This window comes from SAR324 cluster bacterium (genome assembly GCA_015232315.1).
Lineage (GTDB): Bacteria > SAR324 > SAR324 > SAR324 > NAC60-12 > JADFZZ01.
This window is the reverse complement of record JADFZZ010000003.1, coordinates 77,264-102,646: the sequence shown is the minus strand read 5'-3', so window position 1 is coordinate 102,646 and position 25,383 is coordinate 77,264. Positions and strand designations below refer to the sequence as shown.

Annotated in this window: 24 protein-coding genes; 17 read left to right on the top strand and 7 right to left on the bottom strand. The window is 44.3% G+C overall.

The window, feature by feature from the left end; all coding sequences use genetic code 11:
- Window positions 1–8 precede the first annotated feature (8 nt).
- Window positions 9–377: a response regulator gene (locus HQM11_03455; GenBank protein ID MBF0350057.1), complete on the top strand. Its 369-nt coding sequence runs from the start codon at window positions 9–11 to the stop codon at window positions 375–377.
- Between the two features lie 257 nt (window positions 378–634).
- On the opposite strand, the gene HQM11_03450 is transcribed toward HQM11_03455, so the two are convergent.
- The 5 genes from HQM11_03450 to HQM11_03430 form a co-directional block, all read right to left on the bottom strand.
- Window positions 635–3,172: a response regulator gene (locus HQM11_03450; GenBank protein MBF0350056.1), complete on the bottom strand. Its 2,538-nt coding sequence runs from the start codon at window positions 3,170–3,172 to the stop codon at window positions 635–637.
- A gap of 521 nt (window positions 3,173–3,693) precedes the next feature.
- The gene (locus HQM11_03445; GenBank protein ID MBF0350055.1) at window positions 3,694–4,893 is read right to left on the bottom strand and encodes a phosphoglycerate kinase; all 1,200 of its coding nucleotides are present in this window, start codon (window positions 4,891–4,893) and stop codon (window positions 3,694–3,696) included.
- Between the two features lie 115 nt (window positions 4,894–5,008).
- Window positions 5,009–5,152 (bottom strand): hypothetical protein, encoded by a 144-nt coding sequence (locus HQM11_03440; GenBank protein ID MBF0350054.1) that lies wholly within the window; start codon window positions 5,150–5,152, stop codon window positions 5,009–5,011.
- A complete protein-coding gene (locus HQM11_03435; protein MBF0350053.1) occupies window positions 5,149–6,801 on the bottom strand; it encodes an alpha-D-glucose phosphate-specific phosphoglucomutase in 1,653 nt (550 codons plus the stop codon). The genes HQM11_03440 and HQM11_03435 overlap by 4 nt, the downstream gene beginning before the upstream one ends.
- Before the next feature lie 238 nt (window positions 6,802–7,039).
- Complete coding sequence (locus tag HQM11_03430) at window positions 7,040–8,371, bottom strand: bifunctional folylpolyglutamate synthase/ dihydrofolate synthase (protein ID MBF0350052.1); 1,332 nt, start codon at window positions 8,369–8,371, stop codon at window positions 7,040–7,042.
- 232 nt (window positions 8,372–8,603) lie between these two features.
- On the opposite strand from HQM11_03430, the gene HQM11_03425 reads away from it, so the two are divergent.
- The 3 genes from HQM11_03425 to mqnE are packed head-to-tail and all read left to right on the top strand — an operon-like array spanning window position 8,604 to window position 12,968.
- Window positions 8,604–9,587 carry a CPBP family intramembrane metalloprotease gene (locus HQM11_03425; GenBank protein MBF0350051.1) on the top strand — a complete coding sequence of 328 codons (984 nt, stop codon included), beginning with the start codon at window positions 8,604–8,606 and terminating at the stop codon, window positions 9,585–9,587.
- A 37-nt stretch (window positions 9,588–9,624) separates the two neighbouring features.
- Window positions 9,625–11,847 carry a hypothetical protein gene (locus HQM11_03420; GenBank protein ID MBF0350050.1) on the top strand — a complete coding sequence of 741 codons (2,223 nt, stop codon included), beginning with the start codon at window positions 9,625–9,627 and terminating at the stop codon, window positions 11,845–11,847.
- 2 nt (window positions 11,848–11,849) lie between these two features.
- Entirely contained in the window at window positions 11,850–12,968 is a 1,119-nt protein-coding gene (gene mqnE, locus HQM11_03415) for an aminofutalosine synthase MqnE (protein MBF0350049.1), read from the top strand.
- A 25-nt stretch (window positions 12,969–12,993) separates the two neighbouring features.
- Here mqnE and HQM11_03410 read toward each other — a convergent pair whose 3' ends face one another.
- Window positions 12,994–13,578, bottom strand: coding sequence for a hypothetical protein (locus HQM11_03410; GenBank protein ID MBF0350048.1), 585 nt, complete (start codon window positions 13,576–13,578; stop codon window positions 12,994–12,996).
- Window positions 13,579–13,933: 355 nt separating this feature from the next.
- Between HQM11_03410 and HQM11_03405 the strand changes: the two genes are divergently transcribed.
- Entirely contained in the window at window positions 13,934–15,142 is a 1,209-nt protein-coding gene (locus HQM11_03405) for an adenylate/guanylate cyclase domain-containing protein (protein ID MBF0350047.1), read from the top strand.
- Window positions 15,143–15,163: 21 nt separating this feature from the next.
- Here HQM11_03405 and HQM11_03400 read toward each other — a convergent pair whose 3' ends face one another.
- Entirely contained in the window at window positions 15,164–15,562 is a 399-nt protein-coding gene (locus HQM11_03400; GenBank protein MBF0350046.1) for a helix-turn-helix transcriptional regulator, read from the bottom strand.
- A 364-nt stretch (window positions 15,563–15,926) separates the two neighbouring features.
- On the opposite strand from HQM11_03400, the gene HQM11_03395 reads away from it, so the two are divergent.
- From HQM11_03395 to HQM11_03340, 12 genes are all read left to right on the top strand, one after another.
- A complete protein-coding gene (locus HQM11_03395; GenBank protein ID MBF0350045.1) occupies window positions 15,927–17,054 on the top strand; it encodes a cytochrome b/b6 domain-containing protein in 1,128 nt (375 codons plus the stop codon).
- A 60-nt stretch (window positions 17,055–17,114) separates the two neighbouring features.
- A complete protein-coding gene (locus HQM11_03390; GenBank protein MBF0350044.1) occupies window positions 17,115–17,507 on the top strand; it encodes a DUF1924 domain-containing protein in 393 nt (130 codons plus the stop codon).
- Window positions 17,508–17,661: 154 nt separating this feature from the next.
- The gene (locus tag HQM11_03385; GenBank protein MBF0350043.1) at window positions 17,662–18,210 is read left to right on the top strand and encodes a diheme cytochrome c; all 549 of its coding nucleotides are present in this window, start codon (window positions 17,662–17,664) and stop codon (window positions 18,208–18,210) included.
- Between the two features lie 128 nt (window positions 18,211–18,338).
- Entirely contained in the window at window positions 18,339–19,679 is a 1,341-nt protein-coding gene (gene ffh, locus HQM11_03380) for a signal recognition particle protein (protein MBF0350042.1), read from the top strand.
- Window positions 19,680–19,751: 72 nt separating this feature from the next.
- A complete protein-coding gene (gene rpsP / locus HQM11_03375; protein ID MBF0350041.1) occupies window positions 19,752–19,997 on the top strand; it encodes a 30S ribosomal protein S16 in 246 nt (81 codons plus the stop codon).
- A gap of 1 nt (window position 19,998) precedes the next feature.
- The gene (rimM, locus tag HQM11_03370) at window positions 19,999–20,568 is read left to right on the top strand and encodes a 16S rRNA processing protein RimM (protein MBF0350040.1); all 570 of its coding nucleotides are present in this window, start codon (window positions 19,999–20,001) and stop codon (window positions 20,566–20,568) included.
- Complete coding sequence (trmD, locus tag HQM11_03365; protein MBF0350039.1) at window positions 20,558–21,244, top strand: tRNA (guanosine(37)-N1)-methyltransferase TrmD; 687 nt, start codon at window positions 20,558–20,560, stop codon at window positions 21,242–21,244. The genes rimM and trmD overlap by 11 nt, the downstream gene beginning before the upstream one ends.
- A gap of 48 nt (window positions 21,245–21,292) precedes the next feature.
- Window positions 21,293–21,676 carry a 50S ribosomal protein L19 gene (rplS, locus tag HQM11_03360; protein MBF0350038.1) on the top strand — a complete coding sequence of 128 codons (384 nt, stop codon included), beginning with the start codon at window positions 21,293–21,295 and terminating at the stop codon, window positions 21,674–21,676.
- Window positions 21,639–22,289 (top strand): ribonuclease HII, encoded by a 651-nt coding sequence (locus tag HQM11_03355; GenBank protein MBF0350037.1) that lies wholly within the window; start codon window positions 21,639–21,641, stop codon window positions 22,287–22,289. Before rplS ends, HQM11_03355 begins: the two co-directional genes overlap by 38 nt.
- Window positions 22,290–22,327: 38 nt before the next feature.
- Window positions 22,328–22,639 carry a YraN family protein gene (locus HQM11_03350; GenBank protein MBF0350036.1) on the top strand — a complete coding sequence of 104 codons (312 nt, stop codon included), beginning with the start codon at window positions 22,328–22,330 and terminating at the stop codon, window positions 22,637–22,639.
- 11 nt (window positions 22,640–22,650) lie between these two features.
- Complete coding sequence (gene rpsT, locus HQM11_03345; protein MBF0350035.1) at window positions 22,651–22,938, top strand: 30S ribosomal protein S20; 288 nt, start codon at window positions 22,651–22,653, stop codon at window positions 22,936–22,938.
- Window positions 22,939–23,199: 261 nt separating this feature from the next.
- Entirely contained in the window at window positions 23,200–25,344 is a 2,145-nt protein-coding gene (locus HQM11_03340) for a nitrite/sulfite reductase (GenBank protein MBF0350034.1), read from the top strand.
- Window positions 25,345–25,383 lie beyond the last annotated feature (39 nt).

Below are 25,383 nucleotides of genomic sequence, written 5' to 3'. Positions count from 1 at the left end.
GGGGATTTATGTCACAAGTACTTGTTGTTGATGATTCCAGTGTTGTACGTATGAATGTGGAAGGTTTTCTGACTGAAAACGGATTTACAGTAACAACGGCCATCAATGGATTAGATGGCTTGTCCAAACTTCAGGCGGACAAGGATATCAAACTGGTAATTACCGATATTTCCATGCCGGAAATGGATGGGATCACCATGGTTGAAAAAATTCGGACCGAACTCAATGATGACCATGTCAATATTCTGGTGTTTACCAATGAAAATGACATGGAACTGAAAAAACGCTGTAAAAAATTCAAGATCAAAGGCTGGATTGTCAAACCGTTCAATGGTCCAAGCGCACTTCCGGTTGTTCAACATCTGGTCAATAATTGATACCGCTATTCCGGGAAGTTCCCGGAATGCGTGTTCTCAAAGCACTCTCATCAACACAAACCTATCTCCCGGTCATGGTTGTTCACTTCTCTGATAGAACGGAACTACGCGCCCGTCAAATATACGATTTGTGGAATTGGCGGTGCCATCCCCACCTACCGTTCGATTGACGCTCGATACAATGAACGGAATAATCCTGCCCGACAACGAACCGCATACCTTCCGTCGCAATCCTTTGTGTCTGTTTCTTAGCCATTTCAGGCTTTGGTCAACGGGACTTGGAATTCCTGTTTGTTTGCTTTTAAGGAGGGCTCCTGGCGCAAGTATTTCTCTAACACAGGCAAAAGTTTATTCATGAGAACTGGTTTGATGAGATAATCAGTCATGCCTGCTCGATAGGCCTCTTCTTGTTGTTCTTTATAGGCGTCAGCGGAAAGAGCGACAATGGGAATATTTCTACAATCAGGAATGCTTCGAATTTGTTGTGTAACCTCGATCCCGCTCATTCCGGGCATGTGTATGTCCATCAAAATCAGATCCGGCATAAAGCTTAAAGATTGTTCGATGCCTTCTTTCCCATTCACCACCAATTTTATTTCCAGGCCTAATTCATTAAACAAAATTTTGATCATTTCCTGATTTTCAAGATTATCTTCAACGACCAGAATTTTATTGTCTCTGGAAAAACAATAGTCATCCCAATGGATATTTTCTTGTTTCTGGTCATTAGATTCCACCTCAACAAGAGGTATTTTTACGGTGAAGGTTGAACCTTGGCCGGGGACGCTATCCAGGCTAATCGAGCCGCCTAATAATTCTGCCAGGGATTTAGTAATCGCCAACCCCAACCCGGTTCCGCCATATTGACGGGTTGTTGATTTTTCAGCTTGTTCAAAGGCTTCAAAAATCGTTGTCTGCTTTTCTTTAGAGATCCCAATGCCTTGGTCTTCAACCCGCAAAAGAATCCACGCACCATCCCGTTCTGCTTTAAGTTGGATTTGCTTCCCTTCAGGGGTGAACTTGATAGCGTTTCCCAACAGATTCGTACAAATTTGATTCAGTTTTGTGCGGTCGGAAACAACATATACAGGCAACTTGTCAGAAATGTTATAGTTGAAATGTATTCGTTTTTTGTCTGCGGACGCTTTGTAGATATGAAATATTCCCTGTACCAATAATTTCAGATTAAGGGTTTCCATTTCAACCACAGTTTTACCCGCTTCAATCTTTGATAAATCAAGAACATTGTTTATCATTTCAGACAAATTAGTTCCACTTTGTTGAATAATCCCGAGATATTTTTGAAACTCAGGCGGAACGGCTAATTTCCGGGACTGCATTGATAAAATCTGGCTAAAACCTAAAATCGCATTGAGCGGTGTGCGGATTTCATGACTCATGTTGGCTAAAAAACGGCTTTTTGCCTGATTGGCCGCATCAGCCTGAATCCTGGCATTCCGCAGATCTTCTTCTATCATTTTTATGTAGGTTATGTCAGTCGCAATGGACATGCGAACAACACGTCCATCAATCCACTTGATGGCACGGTCAAACATCAGATACCAACTGTTTGTGACCGTGTTTCTGGATTCCCAACGAAGCCCTTCATTTGGAATTCCTCCGGACGTCAACAGTTTTTTGTTTGTACAAAAAGCACATGGTCCAGATTGTCCATTTTGAATCTTTTCCCAACAGGCACCGCCTACAATATTACCAAATAAATTGGTTGTATACTTATTGGCAAAGATGATTTCATAGGTGGTCATGTCCGCAACATAGACAATTGTTTCAAGACTATCCATGACGGTAATAAAACGCTCGTGTGCTTCTCTCAATTGTTGTGCGATGCCATTAAAAACGCCAATAGCCCTTGCCATTTCACCGATTTCATCCCGGTTTTTCTCAAAGGGAACCTCTACAGTCACATCGTTCCTGGCTAATCGCATAACCACTGCTGTGATTTGAGTGATTGGTCTGACAACTCTGAAATTCAAATATAAAAAAATTAACAGGATGAAAATGAGTGAGCCAATGGAAGTGGATAACAAAATTATAATTTGCTGTTTGCTATGATTGACCTTCGTCTCAGCATAGTCATGTGTGACCTCAATCACAGTTTTCATAAAAGAGGAAATTTGATAAAGCGCTGTGACTCCCTGGTTCAAAAACTCTTGTTGCGAATAAGGATAAGGTCCGCCTGTTAACGCTAACGGAAACAATGCGTCTCTATAGGGACGATATTCCTCAAAATAGGTTGTTTTGAGTGTAGCCAGGGCTTCAGGAATTCTTGAATCTGTTAAGGGTTGAATCAAATCCGAAAGTCGGTCAAAATAATGTTCAGTACTGATTTGAAGTTTCAGTATTTTTTGGGCTAATGGCGCCTGAACAGGTTTCTGGGATAACATGGTCGCTGAGAGAATTGATATTTCGGGTCCTGCGGTATTTCTCAACGATAGAGTGGTATGTTTTATTGAAGAATAGCGACTGATCATTCCATCCTCATCACTGATATCACTTGAAATACTGATGAGCAGGGATTCAATGCGTTCAATGTATTGGGTCATGGTGCCAAACCAGATTTCAGCAAGTCCCTGTTTTCGTTCTTGTACTGGCACAAGGAGGTCTTTATTTGTTTCTTCCCTCAAACGAGAAATTTTATCACCGATTTGATGGATCACTTCGATCAACGCCGGGATCGTATCCGTTTTTTGCGTGGATAACATTGTCAGTGCTACTTTGAGCGCGTGATCGCCCTCTTCCCGTCTCGCCAGAATGAATTGCCGATTTATTTCCATTTTGTCGACAGGCCCCGTATCGTTCAAAACAACGTTGACACGACCCCGTTCGAAACCATAGTTCTCTACAGCCTTAAATAAGTTGTCGCTGACCTCGTTGAGATAGGAAACGTTTTGAGCTATCTGATAGTTTTTGTATGAACGGGACAAGGCCGGGATTGAGGAACCGAGATGGAAACAGACAACTAAAAACAGTGTGGAAATTATAATGGTTTTGACACTAAAAAATTGATGTGAGGACCGTTGAGTATGTTTATCCGTATCCATTTTACAATACCTTTGCCAAGTGTGATGAAGCGTCATGTGTAATAAATTTTCAACTGCACAGTTCGAGTAGTGTGGTACTGTTTGAGTATTGAAGGAAGTGTCAAACCGAAGGAACCTGAGGGATCTGCACGCATAGAAAGATTTATGGTATCAGAAAGTTGTGGGGGATGAGTTTAACCCGTTTGAGTTCTATCATCCCCCATATCCTCCTATGGAGATCGCTGCCGACATTCCCTGTGGCAGGAATACGAAAATTATTTATCAGCCAGTGCGTCAATTCCGGGAAGAACCTTGCCTTCCAGGAATTCCAGGGACGCGCCCCCACCGGTAGAAATGTGCGTGACCTGATCTTCCAGGTTGAACTGACTCATGGCCGCGGCAGAATCACCGCCACCCACCACTGTCACACTGCCGCTTTTCCGGGTTGCTTCGGCCAGTGCTTCAGCGATTTTTCGTGTGCCTTCTTCAAAATTGGACATTTCAAACGCGCCCATCGGGCCATTCCAGACAACTGTTTTACTTTTAAGGATTTCTGAACAGTATTTTTTAATGGTTTTAGGCCCGATATCCAGTCCCATCCAGCCATCAGGGATATCCTTGATCGAAACCACCTTACGGTTGGCATTGTTGTCAAATTTGTCAGCGATCACCACATCATCAGCCAGCAACAGTTTGATATTGCGGGACTTTGCTTCTGCGAGAAGCTGTCCGGCCATTTCAACCCGATCGGCTTCAAGTAAAGAGGAACCGATATTCAGTCCTTGCGCTTTATAGAACGTGAAAATCATGCCACCGCCGATGATCAGGACATCAACCTTGTCAAACAAACTTTTGATGACATCAATTTTTCCGGAAATTTTCGCGCCGCCCAACACTGCGATAAACGGTCGTTTGGGAGCGTTGACCGCGTCACCCAGATATTTCAGTTCTTTTTCAACCAGATAACCAGAAACGGAGATTGGCACAAAACGGGTTACACCTTCTGTGGAAGCATGCGCGCGGTGTGCTGTGCCAAAAGCGTCGTTCACAAAAATATCAATGCCTTTGGCTAATTCCTTAGAAAAGTCATCCTTATTTTTGGTTTCAGCCTTATGGAATCGCAGGTTTTCCAGCAACAGAATTTCTCCGCCTTTCAACTTGCTTTTCAGAGCCTCAACTTCCGCGCCAATGCAGTCACCAGCCATCTGGACAGGTTTGCCGAGCAATTCCTTGAGTCGGGCCGCAACCGGTTTCAGGCTCATTTTCGGGTCAACCGCACCTTCTGGACGTCCCAGGTGGGAACATAAAATGACCGCGGCCCCGGAATCCACTACTTTGCGAATCGTGGGCAATGATTCCTGAATACGTCGATCATCTGAAATATTCTGACTGCCATCCAGAGGCACATTGAAATCACAGCGGATCAATACTTTTTTTCCACTCAACTGTACATCATCAATCGTTTTCTTTGCCATAAACATGCTCCTCACTCATGGTTGTTAATAAAATGTGTGAATTTGATAATCATTGGCATCCGAATATTGGGACGGGGTGCCATTTTCAAGGGCGACCCGCCGGTCGCCCCTACATTTAATTTCCGATATCCACCGTAGGGGCGACCCGCCGGTCGCCCACAGGTTGCACCAAAAACACGTTGATCAAATAATTTCCGATATCCACCGTAGGGGCGACCCGCCGGTCGCCCACAGGTTGCACCAAAAACACGTTGGTCAAACCCCCGCGTTTTTGAAAGCGTTGCTCACAATGGTTTGTGCTTCAAGGAGAATCAACTGAAGGTGCTGATTGTTCATGAAGCTTTCCGCATAAATTTTATAAATTTCCTCAGTTCCGGATGGTCTTGCGGCAAACCAGCCGTTTTCTGTCACAATTTTCAAACCGCCAATAGCCGCCTTGTTGCCTGGCGCATGGGTCAGTTTGGCTTTGATAGGCTCACCTGCCATTTCAGTGGCAGACACCATGTCCGGTGAAAGATTCTGCAAAACTTTCTTCTGGGCATGAGACGCCTGCGCGTCAATTCGTTGATACACAGGACAACCAAACATGGATTCCAGATGTTGATAATGTTCTCCGGGATCCTTGCCGGTTTGCGCGGTGATTTCAGCCGCCAGCAGATCCAGAATGATGCCATCTTTATCGGTGGTCCAGACAGTTCCGTTTTTCCGGAGAAAAGAGGCTCCCGCACTTTCTTCTCCGCCAAAACCGAAGGAGCCATCCATCAATCCGTCCACAAACCATTTGAAGCCTACAGGAACCTCACACAGTTTTTTGCCCAGATGATTGGCGACCCGATCAATCATGGCACTGGAAACCAGTGTTTTGCCAATGGTGGTGTCCGGTTTCCACTCAGGGCGGTTCTGAAAAAGATACCAGATGGCAACGGACAGATAATGGTTGGGGTTCATCAATCCCGCACTGCGCGTCACAATGCCATGCCGGTCATAATCCGGATCATTGCCAAAGCAAATATCAAATTTGTCTTTATAGGCAATCAGACTGGCCATTGCGCTGGGAGAGGAACAATCCATCCGGATTTTTCCGTCTTTATCCACGGTCATGAAGGAAAAAGTCGGATCAATCACCGGATTGACCACTTTGAGATTCAGTTTGTAGGTTTCAGCAATCGGTTCCCAGAAACCAATCCCGGAACCTCCCAGCGGGTCCACTCCGATCTGAATCCCCGATTTTGAGACGACCTCCAGATTCACCACATGTTTCAGATCATCCACATAGGGTTTGACATAATCATGCTCTTTGGTGGTGGAAGCCTGGAGCGCCCGGGCAAAAGGCATACGCTTCACGGCTTTCAGCCCACCACGCATGATTTCATTGGCCCGGTCCTGAATGATTTTGGTGGTGCTGGTGTCAGCAGGTCCGCCATTGACTGGATTGTATTTGAAACCACCATCTTCGGGAGGATTGTGCGACGGAGTGATGACAACGCCATCAGCCAATCCTGTTGTTCGTCCCTGATTGTACGTCAATATCGCATGAGAAATCACGGGAGTGGGTGTGTATCCACGTCCTGTCTGGATTCTGATTTCTACCCCATTGGCGGCGAACACTTCCACCGCTGTAATGAAGGATGATTCTGACAAGGCGTGGGTGTCCATACCAATGAATAACGGACCATCGTAGCCCTGTTGTTTACGGTATTCACACAGAGCCTGGGAAATTGCCAGAATATGCGCTTCATTGAAACTGTTCTTGAAGGAACACCCACGATGCCCAGAGGTGCCGAAAGAAACCTGTTCTTCCATACGTGAAGGATCAGGCTGGTTGGTATAATAGGACGAAATCAACCTGGGAATATTGACCAGCAATTCTCTGGGTGCCGGTTTTCCTGCCAATGCGTGTAATCCCATAAAATTTTCTCCATTAAATCGTTGAAATCATTGAGCACTGTTCAGATGACTTGTGTGCCTTTTTTGTACTTAATGTTTTCGTGTAAAATTTTATTCAGCACTTCACTGCGCCGGATTTGTCCGACAATTTTTTTTCATCTCAAGGTTAAAAGTGAAATCAACAACCCGTTAAAGCTCCTTTAATAAAAGGGCGATCCAGATTGTTCATTCAGGTTGTAACAAAAGTAGGGAGCCTGTTTCAATAGTAAATTTGCTCTAGGATTTCTCCGGCAACATAAAAAGAACCTGCCACAATCACTGTGTGAAACGCAAACGATTTTGCGGCATTCAAGGCTTCGTCAACAGTCATTGTTTTAACAGGCCGCTCAATAAAAGGATAATTATCCATAAATTCAAGCAGATCCTCATAACTTGCCGCTCTTGAAGAATGGGATCTGGTGAAAATCAACGGCTTCGCAGAACTGAACAAACGCTGGAGTACAGGTTTGAGTTCGGGAATCAGTTTATCTTTCTGAATACCGAAAATTAAAACACAGGAATCCAGTTGCCAGGAATCCAGTTGGTGCTGGAGCATTTGAAGAGCCATCGGGTTGTGTCCGCCATCCAGAATCATCTGGTCAAAGGTTGTGTTTCCAGCAGACCATGTCACCCTGGAAAGGCGTTGGATTCTTCCGGGAAGTTGCACCGAAAGCAAGGCCTCACTGGCCTGTTTTCTGGAAAAACCTTCAGGAAGCAGGTGATCTACCGAAACCAGCGCTGTCCGGATGCACTCCAGACGGGAGTGAGGCATTGTTTCAGGAGCACTGAGTTCATAAGAATTGCCATCCATCCAGTCAAACCGCAGATTACCTGACTTTGAAGGATGAAAAACATTCAGTATGGATTCGGCTTTGAGGGTTGGACTTTGATGTTTTGCCAGTTCTGGCAGAAGTTCAGCATAGACCTGTTCCGTCTGGGCAGAAAGCACCGTTGGGATTCCTTTGCGGGCAATTCCGGCTTTTTCCCGGGAAATCTGGCCGATCGAATGGCCTAAAACGCCAACGTGATCCAACCCGATGGGCGTCAGCACAGCCAGTTTTTTTTCGACAGCGTTGGTTGAATCCGCAGTACCGCCCAAGCCTGTTTCCAGCACCACCCAGTCTGCTCGAAGTTTTGCGAAAATGTCCAGAGCGATTGCTGTGACAATATCAAACCAGGAAATGTAAAGCTCGGGATGTTGCTCAACGAAGGTGAGAACTTTTTCTCCTGAATCAGTCCATAACGCTGTTTCCACCCATTGTCCATTGATCACGATGCGTTCTCTGATATCCATGACATGCGGTGAGGTGTAACAACCGGTTCGGAAACCAAGGGTTTCCAGCAACCGGGAAATCATCATAGCGGTTGTTCCTTTGCCGTTGGTTCCTGCGACATGAATCACCTGATAATGAGTTTGAGGATGATCCAGCGCCTTAAGCAAGGTACGGATTCCTTCCAGTTTGCTGATATCCCGTGGAACCGCAGTGCGCTCATAATTTCCCCGTTGATCCAGTTTTTGTAAAAGTTGCGGCCAGGACAAAGGTCTGTGCATATACACTCAGTGATTTTCATGAAATGATTATTGGATGCCACACGCATTGAACAATAAAATCCGTTTATAGAAATAGACACAGCGAGGATCAACTCATTTTTTTTTATAATCGCATTTCCCTCGTACAATAGCCTTGAAAAGATTTTCTAAAACTCACATAAATTACTTAATTTTACTAAGTGTTGACTTCAAACAAGGTTCAGACAATGCGCAAAGAACTGAATTGGTCCTCATGATCCGACGTTTTATATTGGTGATAGGGGTGATGGTTTCCCTCATGGTCCTGCCGGGAATCACCTTGGCTCGTAACACCACAGGCTGTTTTCTGGCGGGCTTGGGAGAGGTGATTTTTCCTGGAATCGGATATATGTTTCTAGGCGACTGGGACAAGATGCTAATCATGGGTGGACTTCGCTGGGGGGCAATCAACAAGGTGATCACTTATTCTGACAGCCCGGATTATCAGGACAATGCGGATCAGATCTATTTGACCCGCACCGCAGAGGATGGAACCGAATACACGGATATTTTTTTATCACGGGAAACATTTTATACCGATGTTTATTCTTCCCTCTACAATAATCTGACCTTTGCCAGTGTTTATGATCTTTATGACAAAGGGTGCGAGGAAAACAATGAAACTTACGGGCTGATGTTTTCATCGCTTCAGTTCTGGCATTATGGCGCGGAGTGGACGTTCTGGTTGCCCATCGCCGCCAATGTCGCCTCAGCATCGCCGGGAACCAATGTCACCTATCATATCGACGAGGATCTGACCAAAAATGAGATGCGGGACTGGTCCTTTGTGCAATATCAACTGGTGGGTGTCGGTGAAGAAATGTTATTCAGGGGCGTGATCCAGCGCGGACTGTTCAATGGATTTTCCTCGTTCCTCAGTAAAGGGGTTGCGCGCTGGAGCAGCATTTTGCTTGGAAGCGCGATTTTTGGAGCGGCGCATAGCGGGGAAGGCTTCACAGCCAACACTCAAACGGCTTTTTTATATGGTGTGTATCTCGGGTGGGTTTATCATCCCGCAGAAGGAGATTTTGATCTCAAACAAGCCATTGCGATTCATTCATGGTGGGATACGCTCATTACATACCGCTTGCTCAATGATGCGGAATTCGTGGAACGAAACAATGGAGAAACGGCCCAAACTTACCAAACCACTTCAGCTCGTGTGATTCCCCTGTTTGCGGTTTCCATGAAGTTTTAGGATCATTTCAACAGAACATTCAGGAGTTATTATATCCATGCAAAGTGAAATATCCGCAATTGAGCAAGTATTGTCACAAAATATTGTGGGACATCAGTTTCTGGGAACCCTGTTTGCTCACCTGAGAAAAATTGAGCCTGCCATAGCCAAAATTTTAAGGATCAATCTGGAACGTTACCGAATGGTGGATGGCGTCAAATTGTTCATGGAGGACACGCCGGATCTGGCCCAGCAATTTTCCATTCTCAACGAAATTTTTCCAACGTTTCTGTTTCAAACAGCCGCACAGCTCAACAGCATCCCCAAACTGGCGCCAGTAGCCCGTGAATTATACATCGGAACTATCGGAAATCTCTGCTTCAACAACATTCCCCGTCAGACCCATGTGGAATTTTTTCTGAGAAGCATCAAGACGGATGATACGCTCGAACAGCTCAATGCCAGGGTTTTTGACCGGAGCAATTTGCACAGCACCTCCTATTTCCCCCGTGTGGTCAACTGGGATATGTTTCTGATTGCCAAAAACTATTATCCCCTGGCCACCACAAATAATCGCAATCTGCTCATTGAACACATGTTTTTTGCCGAAGGGATATTTCAGATCCTGTATCGATATTACTTTGATCTGATGGCCTTGGCACGCAATGATCTGGTTGCCAGTCATATTCATGAAATTTTTTATCAATTTTTCAAATTCATGAGTGTGAATGAAGCCAACTATTGGCGACAATATCCGGGAAATAATGACATACGCCGTAAAATCAAACGTATTGTAGAAGCAGACCTTCCTTCCAATTGCCACCTTTCCATTCGACAGAAAGTGTTTGATCAGATCATGGATTATAATCCTTTCGTGCATGAAGGAACACCCAGGAAAATGTCAGCGGAAACCCGGAAATATTTCAAGGAACAACTGCTGTCCTTCAATGTGCTGCCTGCCACTCGTCTTTCACGCGTTCTCAGAGTGCTTCAGGAATGCAAGGGCAATCAGTATGTTTCTTATCTGTTTTCACAAATTGTGGCGTTCAATCCCAAAAAACTGGAGGAATTGAAAGAATATCTGCTCACAACGCCGCTGGATGAACAATGGCTGCCGCTGACTCAACTTGTCGTGCAAATCGCCAAAAACCTGTCTGCGCCTCCTGAAATTTTTCTTTCGGAACATACCCGCAAGAAGCGGGAAGCCATAAAAAAACAGAAAGAACGTCAGAATCAGAAAATGATGACGGAAGGGGATGCTTCCCAGCATATCTCACAATACCTGCAGAAATTGTATGAACGGGTCCGCAAGGAAGGCGCACTCACCCAGGAAAATATCAATGAATATCTGACACGGTTCAGGAATGCCTCAGGAAATTTTCTCAAGGATAATGTCACTGAAGAAACCAGGGAAGAATTTGAAAATTCTGTCAACGGCATGTTTCAGGAAATTTATAAAGAAGGCGGCATGAATGCCAGAGAACTCCGCGAATATCAGGGCGGAGTGCATAAGGAACTGGAGGGCATTGAGGTGGCAACCCCGCAGGAACGTGAGGAAAAAGTTGAAAATATCGGTATCGTCATTGTGGAGGCGGCCAGTTATGCCGAACGAAATACTGAAGCCAAGAACACTGAAAAATTGTTTAACGAGTCCCTTGACCTCAAACTGACTTTTGAAGAAAAAGGAACATCTTATGAGACAACCGTCGATAAAGTGCTTAAACTGCCTGTTTCACACCGTCATAAAATCCATTTGTTGACAACTTTTTCGCCAAAACCCATCAGCCCCAAAATGCTCAAGGCGATTGAATCCGTACAATTCAGAATTGGCATCAGTTCCCCCAACCCTGAGCCTATTTTTACTCCGGAAGGTGTGTTGCTCAAAAAAAAACTGCTTCAATTGCTGTTTCCTGATGCCATCCTGCCCACATATTTAACAGATGCCGTGATACCCATGGATCTGGATCAAAAATCATACACACCCAAGGCATCCGCACTGGATTTTTTCGGTTTTCCCTTGTCCGATGGTCCTCCCAGGGATGAAAACTGGTATGATCAGCATTTGCGCTATCTCGAAATGTTGCTCGACCACAACCAGTTTGATATTGGGCTTTACCAGAAAATCACCGCGAATATCGGTAAAATGAAAAAAATGAAGTATAAAAAATATTATAACATTTTCACAAACGCCCAGTTTGAAGAAACCATATTCAGCGTGGTGGTGAATATGTGGCAGAACAATGCGCTGAGCGGATTACGTATTGAAGAACCCAAGGAATGAACATGCCTGATGCCCTGAAATCCTGGTTTTCCAGCTATCCAGATCTGGCAAGACTGGCGGATGCCGTTGTTGCCCTGAAACCGTTGAGCATTGAAGATGGACTGGATTTATATCAAAAATATCCGCTGGAAGTGGTGCGACTTCTGGCGGATGCCAGAAAACATCAATTGCATGGCAAGCAGGTGTTTTATAATCACAATATCCACATTGAACCCACCAACAAATGTGTCTATTCCTGTAAATTCTGTGCGTTTTATCGAACACCGAAAGCCTCCGAAGCAGAGGGTGCCTGGGATTATAGCCATGAAGAAATTGAGCATATCATGGAAAGCCATACGGACAGTAAACTGACCGAAGTGCATATTACCGGAGGTGTGCATCGGGACCATGAACTTGAGTGGTGGGCTGAGTTGATCCGAAAGATTAAACGAAAACGTCCCGGAATTCATGTGAAAGCCTATACCGCTGTGGAAATTGCCTATATGGCTCGCAAATCAGAAAAATCACTGAAAGACGTTTTGCAATATCTGAAGGATGCAGGACTGGATTCACTTCCTGGTGGCGGAGCTGAAATATTCAATACAGAGGTTCGCAGAAAAATCGCTGGAGGCAAGGCCCCCGCGCATCAATGGCTGGAAGTGCATGAAACCGCGCATCAACTGGGATTATTTTCCAATGCCACCATGCTTTATGGTCATGTGGAATCCTTGCGGGACCGGTGTGAACACATGATTTTGCTCAGAGATCTTCAGGAGCGGACAGGCGGATTCAAATCGTTCATCCCGCTCAAATTCCGGAATGAGAACAACGCGCTGTCTGGATTGCAGGAAATCACAATGGAGGAAGATTTGAGGAATTACGCAGTCTCAAGATTGATGCTGCATAATATTCCACACCTGAAAGCGTACTGGGTCATGATTGGCATGGAAACCGCTCAAAAAAGCCTGAATTATGGTGTGGATGATATGGACGGAACGATCAATGATTCAACCAGAATCTATTCCATGGCTGGTTCCATGAAGCACCCCTCCCTGACCACCGACCAACTCCAGTCCTTGATAAAACAGGTTGGACTGACTCCCGTGGAGCGGGATTCGCAATATAACCCGCTTTCAGGCTGAAGGCTGAAATTCCCTGACATCCAAATCAGGGCTGTTCCATCGGTGTCGCATCAACCTTGAGAATGAATGGTTTGTTGAAGGACCCCGTTAAGGACAACGCGTGAACCTTGCCAAGGTTCTCCAGGATCGGACTTTTAAGGTAAAAGCCATCGTCAGTCGCCATGACATTCCAACCGGGTTGTTTTTCTGTGTCTGCCTGACATTTTTCACATTCCCAGCCTTCCAATCCTGATAAAAATCTGAAATTTTGTAGTTCCTGATTGTTGTCCCCGATGAGCGTGATCTGGTTCAGATGCAGGGTCAGTGAACTTGTTGAATCGGGAATCAGTTTTAGTTGTTTCAAGGACACCGGAACCGGGAAATGAAGAGTATGGACGGTATTTTCCAGGCTTTCAGCAACGGGCATAAACAACATCTCAGATTTTTTTTCAGCGCTCATCAGGGGAACTGTGACAGGAATCGGATCCTCAATGACGCTTTGGTTTTTGCTATACCAGAAGCCGGTAAAACCTGTGACACTGGTAATCAGAGAAATTAAAAAAATTGCGATCCAGCGATTCAAGGGCTGTTTTTGTGATGGATTCCTGGTTGTTTGCGTTTTAGATGCCATGGAAATAACCTTTAATGTAAGAAGTCCTGGAAAAAATACTGACAGAGAAAAATCAATAAAACGGGTGTTACTGAGTCGATCTTATCTATTCAGTTTGGCTGTTGCAATGTTTTCCTGACTCGATTTTACTGAGGCAAGAACAGCCGAACATTCGGGATCTTGATGTAGTTGCGGCAAATGAAAACAATATATTGAAATTATTATAATTTATTTCAATAATATCATACTCGAACCTATGTCGGATTGCGGGTTTTATTGAAATGATGCCAGTATTCATCAATTGACACACGATGTGGCACAATACCTTGATCATGAGAAATTGAATCATCATGAAAAAATATTACAGGAGATTTTTATGCAATTGGATGAACGTTTAAAAGGCAGTTATCGAAGCCATGTGGTGCAGGAATTATTGAATAACAGCCTTCATTTTCCATTGGCAAATATCATTCTGGAAATGCTTCTGACTGGCGTATTCCATTATTGGGAAGAACCGGGCGGTTACATTTTGCTGATGGTGGCAACGATTCAGGCAATGATTCTGGCTTTCTTTCAGTTTCACGGCATGGGGTATCGGTTGATTGGAAACCTCTTTGCGCCTGCCGCTTACACATTGATTGAGTATTTTCTTGAAGGGCATGAATTTTTTAGCACTCCTTATCATGGCGCATTCTGGACTATGGCCTTTATCATTGGACTGCTTCAGGAAGGTGTTTATTATACGAATGGCACATTGCGGAATATATTCACTGTTCTCGAAAATATCTGCCGAACCAGTATTATTCTGGTGATGTATCTGATTTTTGAAAGGCTCTCAAGTCCTGACTATGCAACGCTTGCGACTTATTTTGCGGATACGAGCCACACCTATATTACGATCACAATTGTGTTACTGGGCTTTATCGTAGGCTTTGCCAAAGTCATGATGAACCAATACTATGTGATTTTGCAGGAAACCGCCCAGGAATTGAAGCGCTATTCAGAGTGGTTTCTGGGGAAAGATCTGCTGTCCAGAGCCATGAATGACACTGCGATCCTTGGTCTTCAACGTCGCCACCGCACCGTGTTGTTTATGGATATCAGGGGCTTTACTTCCTGGAGTGAAAAAAATACACCTGATATCGTAGTTGCCATGCTGAATAATTATTTTGAAGAAGCAGAAAAGATCTGGAAAATTTACAATATCGTAAAAATCAAACACACTGGTGACGAAATCATGGCGGTGTTTGAAACGCCCTCCGACGCTTTAGCCGCAGCGATTCAATTGCAGGATACCATCTACGACTTGCTTGCCGGATATGAACTTGGAATGGGCATAGGAATCCATGCGGGTGAATTGGTGGAAGGCATGATTGGTAGTGAGAATACGAAAATCTTTGATATCATCGGCGACACGGTGAATACCGCAAAACGCTTGTGTGATAACGCCAAAAAAGGAGAAACCCTGATTTCAGAAGTCGCATGGAATCTGTCGGATCCCTCCGGAGATTATACTGAAAAACGACAGATAACCGCCAAAGGAAAGCAAGCGTTGATTGATGTGATCGTGATTGGACGAAGCTGATCAAATTGATTTTGAATCATGTCAGGTGGCAGGTTCCATATTTTGAGGCAACAACAGATCTTCCAGGAAAAACGCTGAAAATTCATTACGTCCCCGAACTCCTGACTTTTTGTAGATTTCAGAGGCTTGTTGCCTGACTGTTCGTTCACTGGTATTTCTGACATCGGCAATTTCCTTGAAGCCCAGGCCTTTGAGCATCAGCAGACCAATTTCTTTTTCAGCGGGGCTCAGATGCCATTGATCAAATTGCTGATCAATCATCACTCCCAAGCCCTCCATCACTATTTTAGTCTGATCGCGCCAGCGTTGAGCTTCTTCTTCTTTTTGCGCGGTTTCCTGCTTCCATAATTCCAGATCCGCATGGCTTTTTTCCGCTTTTTTCCGCCAGAGTTCAGAGTCTTTACTGGATTTTTCTGCCATTGATTTCCATGAAAATGTTTCAAGACGCAATTGAATCAGTTTCCAGAACAGCCATGAAATCAAACCGAACAATAAAGTCAATGACAGCACTTCAATGAAAAAATGGGAGATGTTGAACCAGCCGACATAATCAGAAAAAATATCGAGCATCAGAAGCGTGGCAATGCCAGTGAGCGCCAGCAGTATTCTGAAATAATAGTTTCTTTGATTCAGGTCGTTTGTCATAGCCCTCTTGTTTAGTGCTTTAATATCAGTAAAAAACACTATACCAACGAATGTCGGATAGCGTTTGATAAGGCAATGGTGTTAACTTTTTTTCTTAGAAACATGGGACTGTATATACCTGTCATAGAGGATTCAAAAGATGAAAATAGTGGAGGCTAAAATATGGCCGGCGGTGATCCGTCTCTTTCACTTGGGATTGACCGGCCTGATCATTGGATTATTTGTCACTTCCTTTAGAGATGGCCAACTCAGGCTCCATATCTATCTGGGATACAGTTTGCTGATTGTGGTGCTGTGGCGAATTTTTTATGGATTTTATGGAAGTTATTATGCGCAATTCAGAAATTTTCTGGTGTCACCGAACAAAATGATAGAACACCTACGTCTGATTTTTTTACACAAACCACCGCTTTATCCCGGGCATCCCCCACCTGCAGGATGGATGACAGTGATTATGCTTTTGCTGTTGGGAATCCTATGTCTTTCAGGTATAGGCGTTTTTCTGGGAGAAGAACGGTACCTGATTTTGGGATATTCAATCAGTAATGATGCGGGTGAGCAATTTCACCTTATTCATCAATGGAGTTCCTGGAGTCTGGTGGGACTGATTGTGCTTCACATCATCGGTGTCATGCTGGACTCATGGCATCACCACATGAATTTACCGAAAAGCATGGTGACCGGCTATAAAAATATTCCGGCGGACTTGATTATATCGGAACCTCTTCTGCTGAACCGTGGCATTCGCAAAATACCCGGCCTGTTATTCCTGATGATGGCTGGAGCCGTGTTGATGCTGATGAACCATACGATGTCCTCTCCACAAGCGTCCCCAGGGCTGGAGAAGGCTGGAGCTGAAGTATGGGCCAGAGAATGCGGGAGTTGTCATCAATTATTTCATCCATCCCTGTTACCGGAACGTTCCTGGCGACGGATGATGGGGCAACTGGATCAGCATTTTGGTGACAATGCGTCTCTTGATCCTGACACAGAAAAATTGATCACTGATTTTATGTCAAGCTATGCGGCCGATGGTTCAACGCTGGAAGTATCCTATAAAATAAGGAAATCTCTCGACCATAATGAGGTTCCGCTGGCAATCACGGAAACACTTTTCTGGAGGATCAAACATGAAAAACTTCATCCCGATCTCTACCGTCATCCTGAAATCGCAAGCAAGGCCAACTGTCTTGCCTGTCATGCGGATGCGTTGAATGGCCGGTATGATGATCATCAAATTAAAATGCCCGTTTCAGAATTTTTTTAATAACCAACCACCGGAGATTTTATGACAAAACGCTGGATAACCAGCATTGCAGGATTCGTGATGAGCACTTCTGCACTTTTTGCGGCAGAACCGATTGACCTGCTGATTCAGGAATACATGAAAAATCTTGAACATCTGGCACAACAGTCCAATCCTTCTTTTTCGGAGTTCTCGGCTGAAACAGGCAAAAGGTTCTACTTTGAGGAACATTCCCATCCTGAGGCGCCCAACCAACGAAATTGCGCTTCATGCCACAGTAGCAATCCGGCAAATCCCGGAAAAACACAGGTGGGCAAGCCGATTGATCCATTGCAACCATCGGTCAATGTGAAACGTTTCAAGGACGTTCGTGAAATAGAAAAGTGGTTTGGCCGAAATTGCAAATGGGTCCTCCAACGGGAATGTACCGCTCAGGAAAAAGGTGATTTTATCTATTATCTCCATTCCTTGTGAGCGTTATAATTGTTAAATGACTCACCTCGAATTTTTATAACCTGTATCCTCCACGGTTCATATGCAACGATGTTTATTTTTTATAATATTTTGTTTGCCTGTCATGGCTTTAGCTCAAACACAGTTCAACGATCTAACACAGAAGGATGATAGATTGTTTGAGTTTCAGAACATCAAACAGCCTCGTCTTTATGCTGAACGAGAACAGGAAGAACATGACGAGCATGAAGAACATGAAGGTGGTCGGGGTTGGTTTTTCTTTGGAGGTGATCATAAAAACAAGCAAGTGCCTGTTCCCCCAAATCCAACATATCAGAAGGAATGTGGTTCCTGCCATTGGGCCTTTTTACCGGGACTACTTCCAGTCAATTCATGGAAAAAACTTATGTCAGGTTTAAACAGTCACTTTGGTGATGATGCATCGCTGGATGCAGAAACTGAAGGGCTGATCAGTCAATATTTGCTGAACAATGCGGCTGAAACCTCAAAAGCCAGGTTGTCACAAAAATTATTCAGGGGGATTTCTAACGAAAATCCACCCCTTCGGATCACCGAATTACCGTATATCGTCAAAGAACACCGGGAAATACGTCCAGCGATCTATGAACGACCCGCGATAAAATCTTTCTCCAATTGCATTGCCTGCCATACCGGTGCGGATCAGGGAATTTTTAATGAACATCAAATCCGGATTCCCAAATGATTACAAGGATTGACGCCTAAATGAATCAGGCAAATGTTGTAAATGAAATTCATCTTGACAGATCATCGGATTTACAGCAGATATACGGCTTTTATTTTGTAATTTAAATTATTTTTGCTGTTTGCAGTATGTTTGAAAATCTTTCCCAGAAATTAACGACGACCTTTAAGCGCCTCAAGGGACATGGTCGACTCAACGAAAGCAACATTGAAGATGCCCTGACTGAAGTCAAAATGGCGCTCCTTGAAGCGGATGTGAATTTCAGGGTGGTGAAAGCTTTTCTGAAATCCATCAAAACCAGAGCTCTGGGTACTGAGGTCCAGGGAAGTCTGACGCCCGGACAACAGTTTATCAAAATTGTTAATGATGAACTCACTGAACTCATGGGGAAGGAAAACATCTCTTTAGGGAAATCAGAACATCCTCCCACCCTGGTGATGGTTGTCGGATTGCAGGGGTCTGGAAAGACCTCAACTATTGGCAAATTGGCAAAACGGTTCAAGGAATCAGGACAAACCCCCTATCTCATTCCCGCTGATGTTTATCGTCCGGCCGCTATCGATCAGTTGACCATTCTCGCAGAAACGATCGGAGTTCCAGTCTTTCCATCGACGACTGCACAAAAGCCTGTGGACATTGTGAATCTTGGTGTGTCTGAAGCCAGAAAAAGAGGCTGTTCGCATGTGTTTGTGGATACCGCGGGCCGCTTGCATATTGATGAGCCGCTCATGGATGAACTCGATCAGATCAAACAAGCCATTCATCCCCATGAGATTCTGTTTGTCGCGGATGCCATGACAGGGCAGGATGCGGTCAATATGGCCAAATCATTCAATGATCGGTTGGATCTGAGCGGAATTATCCTTACAAAAATGGATGGGGATGCCAGAGGTGGGGCGGCGCTGTCAATTAGGGCCATTACCCAGAAACCCATCAAATTCATTACAGTTGGTGAAAAACTGGATAACCTGGAACCATTTTTTCCAGACCGTATCGCGTCAAGAATATTAGGCATGGGGGATATTTTATCCCTGATTGAAAAAGCCCAGGACAATATTTCAGAGCGAGAAGCTCTGGAAATGCAGAGTAAATTCAGAAAAAATGAATTTACGCTGGAAGATTTTCAGAATCAATTGAAGATGATGCGCAAAATGGGTTCCATCAAGGATCTGATGGGGATGATACCCGGTGCCAATTCCCATATGATGAAAAACGCGAATGTGGATGAAAAACAGTTGTTGCATATTGATGCCATTATCTCATCCATGACAAATGCTGAACGGCAGAATCACAATATGATCAATGGCTCCCGACGCACAAGGATTGCCAAGGGGAGTGGCACAAAAGTTCAGGATGTCAATAAATTATTGAAGCAGTTTGTGCAGATGAAATCCATGATGAATAAACTTACAAAAATGAACAATCCTCGAAAAGCCATGCAGATGATGCAGCAGATGATGCCTCGCTAGTTCATTGATTTCATTTAAAACCTGCTACGCTGATGTAGCATATTCTCAACAAGTACATTAAGGAGGTTTCCTTTGGTCAAGATTCGTTTGGCACGTGGTGGAGCAAAAAAAAGTCCCTATTATCATGTGGTTGTTATTGATAGTCATAAAAAACGTGAAGGACTTTATATTGAAAAAATTGGTTTTTATAATCCTATGGTTCAGGAAAACCGTTGCAGTATCGACGCAGACAGGGTTAAACACTGGATCTCTGTTGGTGCCCAACCCACAGAACGTGTTAAAAAACTGATGAAAAACCTTAATATCGAAGTCGCCTGATTTGAAGAAAAAAAGGTTTTCCACAAATTATCCGGATTTTACCTGGATTGGAACCATTGTAGCACCTCATGGGGTGCAGGGTGAACTGCGTATTTCTCCTCTCACAGACACACCAGAATATTATCTGGATGCTGAATCATTCTGGATTGAAACTTCCCAAGGTTTGCAAGCCCATGAAATTCGGAGAATACGAACTCATAAAAACATGTGGTTGGTACAGTTCAGTGATCTGGAATCACGGAATGCTGTAGAGTCATGTCTGAGAAGCAGAGTTTTTCTTCCTGACAAGGCATTGCGACCATTGGCTGACGATGAGGTTTTTCTTCATGAACTTATCGGTTGTAGGGTTGAAGACATGGAAGGTCATCTGCTGGGCCTGTTGACTGATGTGTTTGAAACAGGTGCCAATGATGTGTATGTCGTGAAGAAACAGGAACGGGAAATCCTGATCCCCGTGACTAAAGATGTGGTCAAAAGCGTGAATATTGATCAGAAATTAATCTTGGTCCAGCCCTTGGACGGCATGTTTGATAATGCGAATGATCCGTCTTCCGGTACAGATGCATTTTGAAGTATTGACGCTGTTTCCAGAGATTTTTAAGTCTTTTCTGTCAGAAAGTTTGATTTGTAAAGCACTGGAAAAACAAATATTTTCCATTGGTTTTTACAATTTCAGAGAACATGGCCTGGGAAAACATCACAAGGTTGACGATCTTCCCTATGGTGGCGGACCTGGAATGGTTTTGAGACCTGAACCTGTCATTCACGCTATTGAAAGCTGCCAGAAAAGGTTGGAAACAAACTACTCCTCTGTGGGAAAAGTTTTGCTGACGCCACAGGGCGAGCGTTTTTCCCAGAAAACCGCTGGAAGATTACTGGATCAATACCCTGCAATCATGCTGATTTGTGGACGATATGAAGGATTTGATGAACGTATCCGCACCCAGGTTGATGAAGAAATTTCAGGTGGCGATTTTATCACTTTAGGTGGTGAAGTGATTGCCATGCTGATGATAGAAGTGATCAGTCGTTTAATTCCCGGAGTGTTGGGAAATCAAAGTTCTCTGGAGCAGGAATCCTTTGCGGAAGGGTATCTGGAATATCCTCAGTACACTCGTCCTGAAACATTCAGGGGGATGACCGTCCCGGACGTGTTGTTGTCAGGGCATCACCAAAATATTCATGAATGGCGTCAGGATCAGATTCGTCTCAGAACGTTGAAACGGCGTCCGGATTTACTCCATTAGGCAAGAATCATTCTTGCGTGTCTTGCAACATCTTAATTGAGATTAAACATGTCAGATCTTATGAAAATAGTTGAGAAATCACAGGTTCGCAAAACCATTCCTGAGTTTCAGGTAGGTTCCACTGTGAAAGTCCTGTACCGCATTGTTGAAGGTGAAAAAGAACGAATTCAGCCATTTGTTGGCGTCGTGATCAGTAAACATCGCGGCAAAAATAACGCCAATGCGACATTCACTGTACGTAAAGTCACCCAGGGTCATGGTGTAGAGCGAACTTTTCCACTTCATTCCCCCAGGGTTGAAAATGTGGAAGTGATGAAGGTTGGTGCTGTTCGCCAGGCAAAATTGTATTATTTGAGAGAATTGAGTGGAAAAGCGGCACGGATCAAAGAGAGACTTGGCGTCTCCACAAAATCTTCCAAATCTTCAAATTGAGCAACAGGCGGTTTCAGAAGGATTCCGCTGTATCGCCGGAGTGGATGAAGCGGGTCGTGGTCCTCTGGCTGGACCTGTGGTGGTTGCGGCGGTGATACTGGGTGCGCATTGGGATATCTCACATCCGCTCAATGATTCCAAGAAACTCTCAGAAAAACAAAGAGAATTATTATTCAATATTATCCGGACTCAGGCTCAAAGCTATTCGATACAAGTGATGAGTCCCGCTGAAATTGACAAGATCAACATTTTGCAGGCGACTTTGACCGGGATGAAGCTGGCTGTTGATAAATTGAGAGTTCATCCTGATTATGTGTTGGTGGATGGAAATCAGTATCCTCCTCTTTCAATCAAGGGAAAAACTGTTGTCAGGGGTGATGCCATCTCCATGAGTATTGCGGCGGCCTCGGTGCTGGCCAAAGTTGCGAGAGACCGGATTATGAAAGGCTGGTCAAAACGCTATCCTGAATGGGATTTTGAACAGCACAAGGGATATCCCACGGCCAAGCATAGACAGGCTATACAAATTCATGGCTTGAGTCCAATACATCGTCGTTCTTTTTGTCGTTCAGTGTTGTCTCAAACACAATTATCTCTTTTCCCAACGCCATGACTCAGCAAAGTAAGAGCCTTGGACAAAAGGGAGAAGCTTTGGCTGTAATGCATCTGGAACAGAAGCATTATCAAATTATTGAAACAAATTTTCGATGTGTATTGGGCGAAATTGATATTATTGCCGCCCACGAAGAATATCTGATTTTTTGTGAGGTCAAAACCCGTTCAGGGAGGGAAATTCATCCATCGTTGTCGGTGACCCGTAAAAAACAGACAAAACTGCATCAACTGGGATTGTATTTTATAAATCAGCGCAAGTTGTTTCAGTTGCAACCCAGATTTGATGTCATAAGTGTTCAGTATTCCGGGAATTCACCTGTCATTGAGCATTTTATTAACGCCTTTTGAGGATCAAACCTATGCCAAGTCATAAATCAGCGATCAAACGAGTGGAACAAACTAAAAAAAGATATGAAAGAAATCGTTCTCTGCGTTCAGCCTTGAGAACCAGTATTAAAAAATTCCGAACATTGCTTGAAAAAGGTGATGTAGGCGAAGCACAAACATCATTTCCATCCATTCAGAAAACAATCGACAAAGCTGTGACCAAGGGCATTCTGCAACATGGAACTGCCGCACGCTATAAGTCAAGGCTTGCGAATGCGTTGCAAAAGCTCTCCGCATCCAAGGAAACAGCGTCTGCCTGATCAGAATTGTAAGTCATGTTTTCCATCCTGATTGTTTCCCTGTAAAATGCAGGGAAACAAAACTTTGTATCCCGTCAAATTTCAAAATAAAAATTATCCTGATTATTCCATTTTAAGCGGGTTGCAAAACCTCAAGGCCGCATTCTCATAAATAATCAGAACAGAACATATCCTGTCTTTATTTTTTTCTAATTTGATTTACGGTACCCCATCCAAATTGATTCTTTTACCCTTCTTTAACCCGTTTTCCAGGATTGTCTTATGCAAACCCAAGTCACATCAACGCAAGAGTGGCAGAATGTCGCGCAATTCCATAACATTCAGCAAACGATTGACCTCTATGAAACAGAGCTGAACCGATGGCTCAAAGGGGATGTTCCAGAGCTTATCTTCACGGAGTTCCGCTTGCGTTATGGGGTTTATGGACAACGCCAGAGCGGAGTTCAGATGATCAGAATCAAACTCCCTCTGGGAATGGTGTCTGTCAGGCAACTGGAAACGCTAGCTGATCTTTCTGAAGAAATCGCGGATGGTGTGTCTCATGTCACAACCAGACAGGATATTCAGTATCATAACGTGGATATTCGCAACACACCTGAAATGATGCGCCGTTTGGCCGAAGTGGGTATTACAACACGTGAAGCCTGTGGCAACGTGGTCAGAAATGTGTGTGCCTGTCCCAAAACCGGAGCTTGTGCCACTGAATCGTTCGATGTGACTCCCGATGCACTGGCTATGGCGGATTTTCTGCTGGAACATCCTGAAGCCCAGGATTTCAGTAGAAAATTTAAAATTGCCTATTCCGGTTGCGCGGGTGAAATGTGTGGACTCGCCAGAATGCATGATATGGGGGCTATCGCCAAAATAAAAATGGTAGACGGTATTCCAGTCAAAGGGTTTGAAATGTACATTGGTGGCGGGTTGGGCGCGGTTCCCCGGCAAGGTCGTCTGTTGTATGATTTTATTCCGAGAAATGAGATCTTTGCTGTTATTCAGGCAATTGCCCGCGTGTTTACACGGCATGGCGAACGAAAAAACAGAAATAAGGCAAGATTCAAATTTGTGGTTGACAAATTCGGTATCGAGGAAACCTTCAAAATGATTGAAGTGGAACGATCTAAATTGCCCAAAGCAGACAGTTTTAGAGATACGGTCCTTTCACGCTATGCGGAATATTCTGAGGCACCTTTGAAAGCCCCGTCAACGCTTGATCTGGATTCGCAGAGTGCTGAATTCAAACGCTGGTACAAGGCCAATGTGGAACATCAGAAAGAAACGGGATATTCAGTGGTTCATGTGTTTTTACCCTTGGGCGACATTGGTGCGACCTCTCTCAGATCTCTGGCTGATATTTCCCGAAAATACATCAAGGACAGCATCCGTTTCAGTGTGGAGCAGAATCTTCTTTTTCGTTGGGTTGCTGATGGCGACCTTCCCGCTTTGTTTGCAGATCTCAAACAGCTTGGATACCATGGTCTGGCGAATACCCTGGGGGATATTACCTCTTGTCCCGGCAGTGAATCTTGCAAACTTGGTATTGCGGCATCCAGAGGACTGGCCTCTGTGCTTAATGATAAATTCCAGAATGAAATGAGCGATCTGGCTGAAAGCAAAGATATGAAAATCAAAATCAGCGGTTGCCCCAATTCCTGTGGCCAGCACCACATCGCGGATCTGGGATTCTTTGGTTCTGCACAATCCAAACAGGGAAAAACAGCGCCTGTCTTTCAAATGATTTTGGGTGGAACAACCACTGAAAACGCAAAATCTTATGGTTTGGCCGTTGGAAAAATTTCCCCACATAATATTCCGGAGGCCATCCAACGCATTGAACAATTATTTAAGAATGAACGTCAACAGGATGAAGTTTTTTCCGGCTTCATGCAACGTGTTGGAAAACAACGTGTTAAACAGGAACTGGAAGATTTAATGAGTCTGCCATCCTTTGAGGAACACCCTGAGTTTTTTACTGATTCCCGAAGAACCCGTGAATTCAAGGTGGTTACCGGGCAGGGCGAATGCGCTGGGGAAATGGTGCCTCGTACAGAATTTTTGCTGGAAGAATGTGACCGACAAAACGCACAGGCAACCTTGTGTCTGGAAAGCGGACGTTTTCAGGATGCTTTTGACCTGTCCACCTCCGCCATGGAAAAATCCGCAAAAGCGTTGTTGCTTACACAGGGATTTGAGGAATTTGGTGATTACAGTACTGTTGAAAAATTTCGTGAAAAATTTGTCAGCACCAGTATATTTTTCATTAAATACGCAGAATATTTCTTTTCATCGGTGGATGGTTCCACAGTCGTTGTGAACGAAGAAAACGCCCGTTTCCGTGTCGAACATTCGACGTTATTTGTTGAAGAAGCCAATGTCGTTTACAGTAGAATCGCGCAGAAAGCGCAGTAATCCTTATTTCTGGAATTAAACCATTTTTATCACACAAAT

Bases quoted from the DNA above. Each gene is read 5' to 3' on its own strand.
- HQM11_03445 (MBF0350055.1), bottom strand. From the start codon at position 4,893: ATGGCAAAGAAAACGATTGATGATGTACAGTTGAGTGGAAAAAAAGTA.
- HQM11_03455 (MBF0350057.1), top strand. From the start codon at position 9: ATGTCACAAGTACTTGTTGTTGATGATTCCAGTGTTGTACGTATGAAT.
- rplS (MBF0350038.1), top strand. From the start codon at position 21,293: ATGTCAGATCTTATGAAAATAGTTGAGAAATCACAGGTTCGCAAAACC.
- trmD (MBF0350039.1), top strand. From the start codon at position 20,558: ATGCATTTTGAAGTATTGACGCTGTTTCCAGAGATTTTTAAGTCTTTT.
- HQM11_03400 (MBF0350046.1), bottom strand. From the start codon at position 15,562: ATGGCAGAAAAATCCAGTAAAGACTCTGAACTCTGGCGGAAAAAAGCG.
- HQM11_03410 (MBF0350048.1), bottom strand. From the start codon at position 13,578: ATGGCATCTAAAACGCAAACAACCAGGAATCCATCACAAAAACAGCCC.
- HQM11_03390 (MBF0350044.1), top strand. From the start codon at position 17,115: ATGAGCACTTCTGCACTTTTTGCGGCAGAACCGATTGACCTGCTGATT.
- HQM11_03425 (MBF0350051.1), top strand. From the start codon at position 8,604: ATGATCCGACGTTTTATATTGGTGATAGGGGTGATGGTTTCCCTCATG.
- HQM11_03430 (MBF0350052.1), bottom strand. From the start codon at position 8,371: ATGCACAGACCTTTGTCCTGGCCGCAACTTTTACAAAAACTGGATCAA.
- HQM11_03420 (MBF0350050.1), top strand. From the start codon at position 9,625: ATGCAAAGTGAAATATCCGCAATTGAGCAAGTATTGTCACAAAATATT.
- HQM11_03435 (MBF0350053.1), bottom strand. From the start codon at position 6,801: ATGGGATTACACGCATTGGCAGGAAAACCGGCACCCAGAGAATTGCTG.
- HQM11_03395 (MBF0350045.1), top strand. From the start codon at position 15,927: ATGAAAATAGTGGAGGCTAAAATATGGCCGGCGGTGATCCGTCTCTTT.
- rpsT (MBF0350035.1), top strand. From the start codon at position 22,651: ATGCCAAGTCATAAATCAGCGATCAAACGAGTGGAACAAACTAAAAAA.
- HQM11_03450 (MBF0350056.1), bottom strand. From the start codon at position 3,172: ATGGAAATAAATCGGCAATTCATTCTGGCGAGACGGGAAGAGGGCGAT.
- HQM11_03340 (MBF0350034.1), top strand. From the start codon at position 23,200: ATGCAAACCCAAGTCACATCAACGCAAGAGTGGCAGAATGTCGCGCAA.
- ffh (MBF0350042.1), top strand. From the start codon at position 18,339: ATGTTTGAAAATCTTTCCCAGAAATTAACGACGACCTTTAAGCGCCTC.
- HQM11_03405 (MBF0350047.1), top strand. From the start codon at position 13,934: ATGCAATTGGATGAACGTTTAAAAGGCAGTTATCGAAGCCATGTGGTG.
- mqnE (MBF0350049.1), top strand. From the start codon at position 11,850: ATGCCTGATGCCCTGAAATCCTGGTTTTCCAGCTATCCAGATCTGGCA.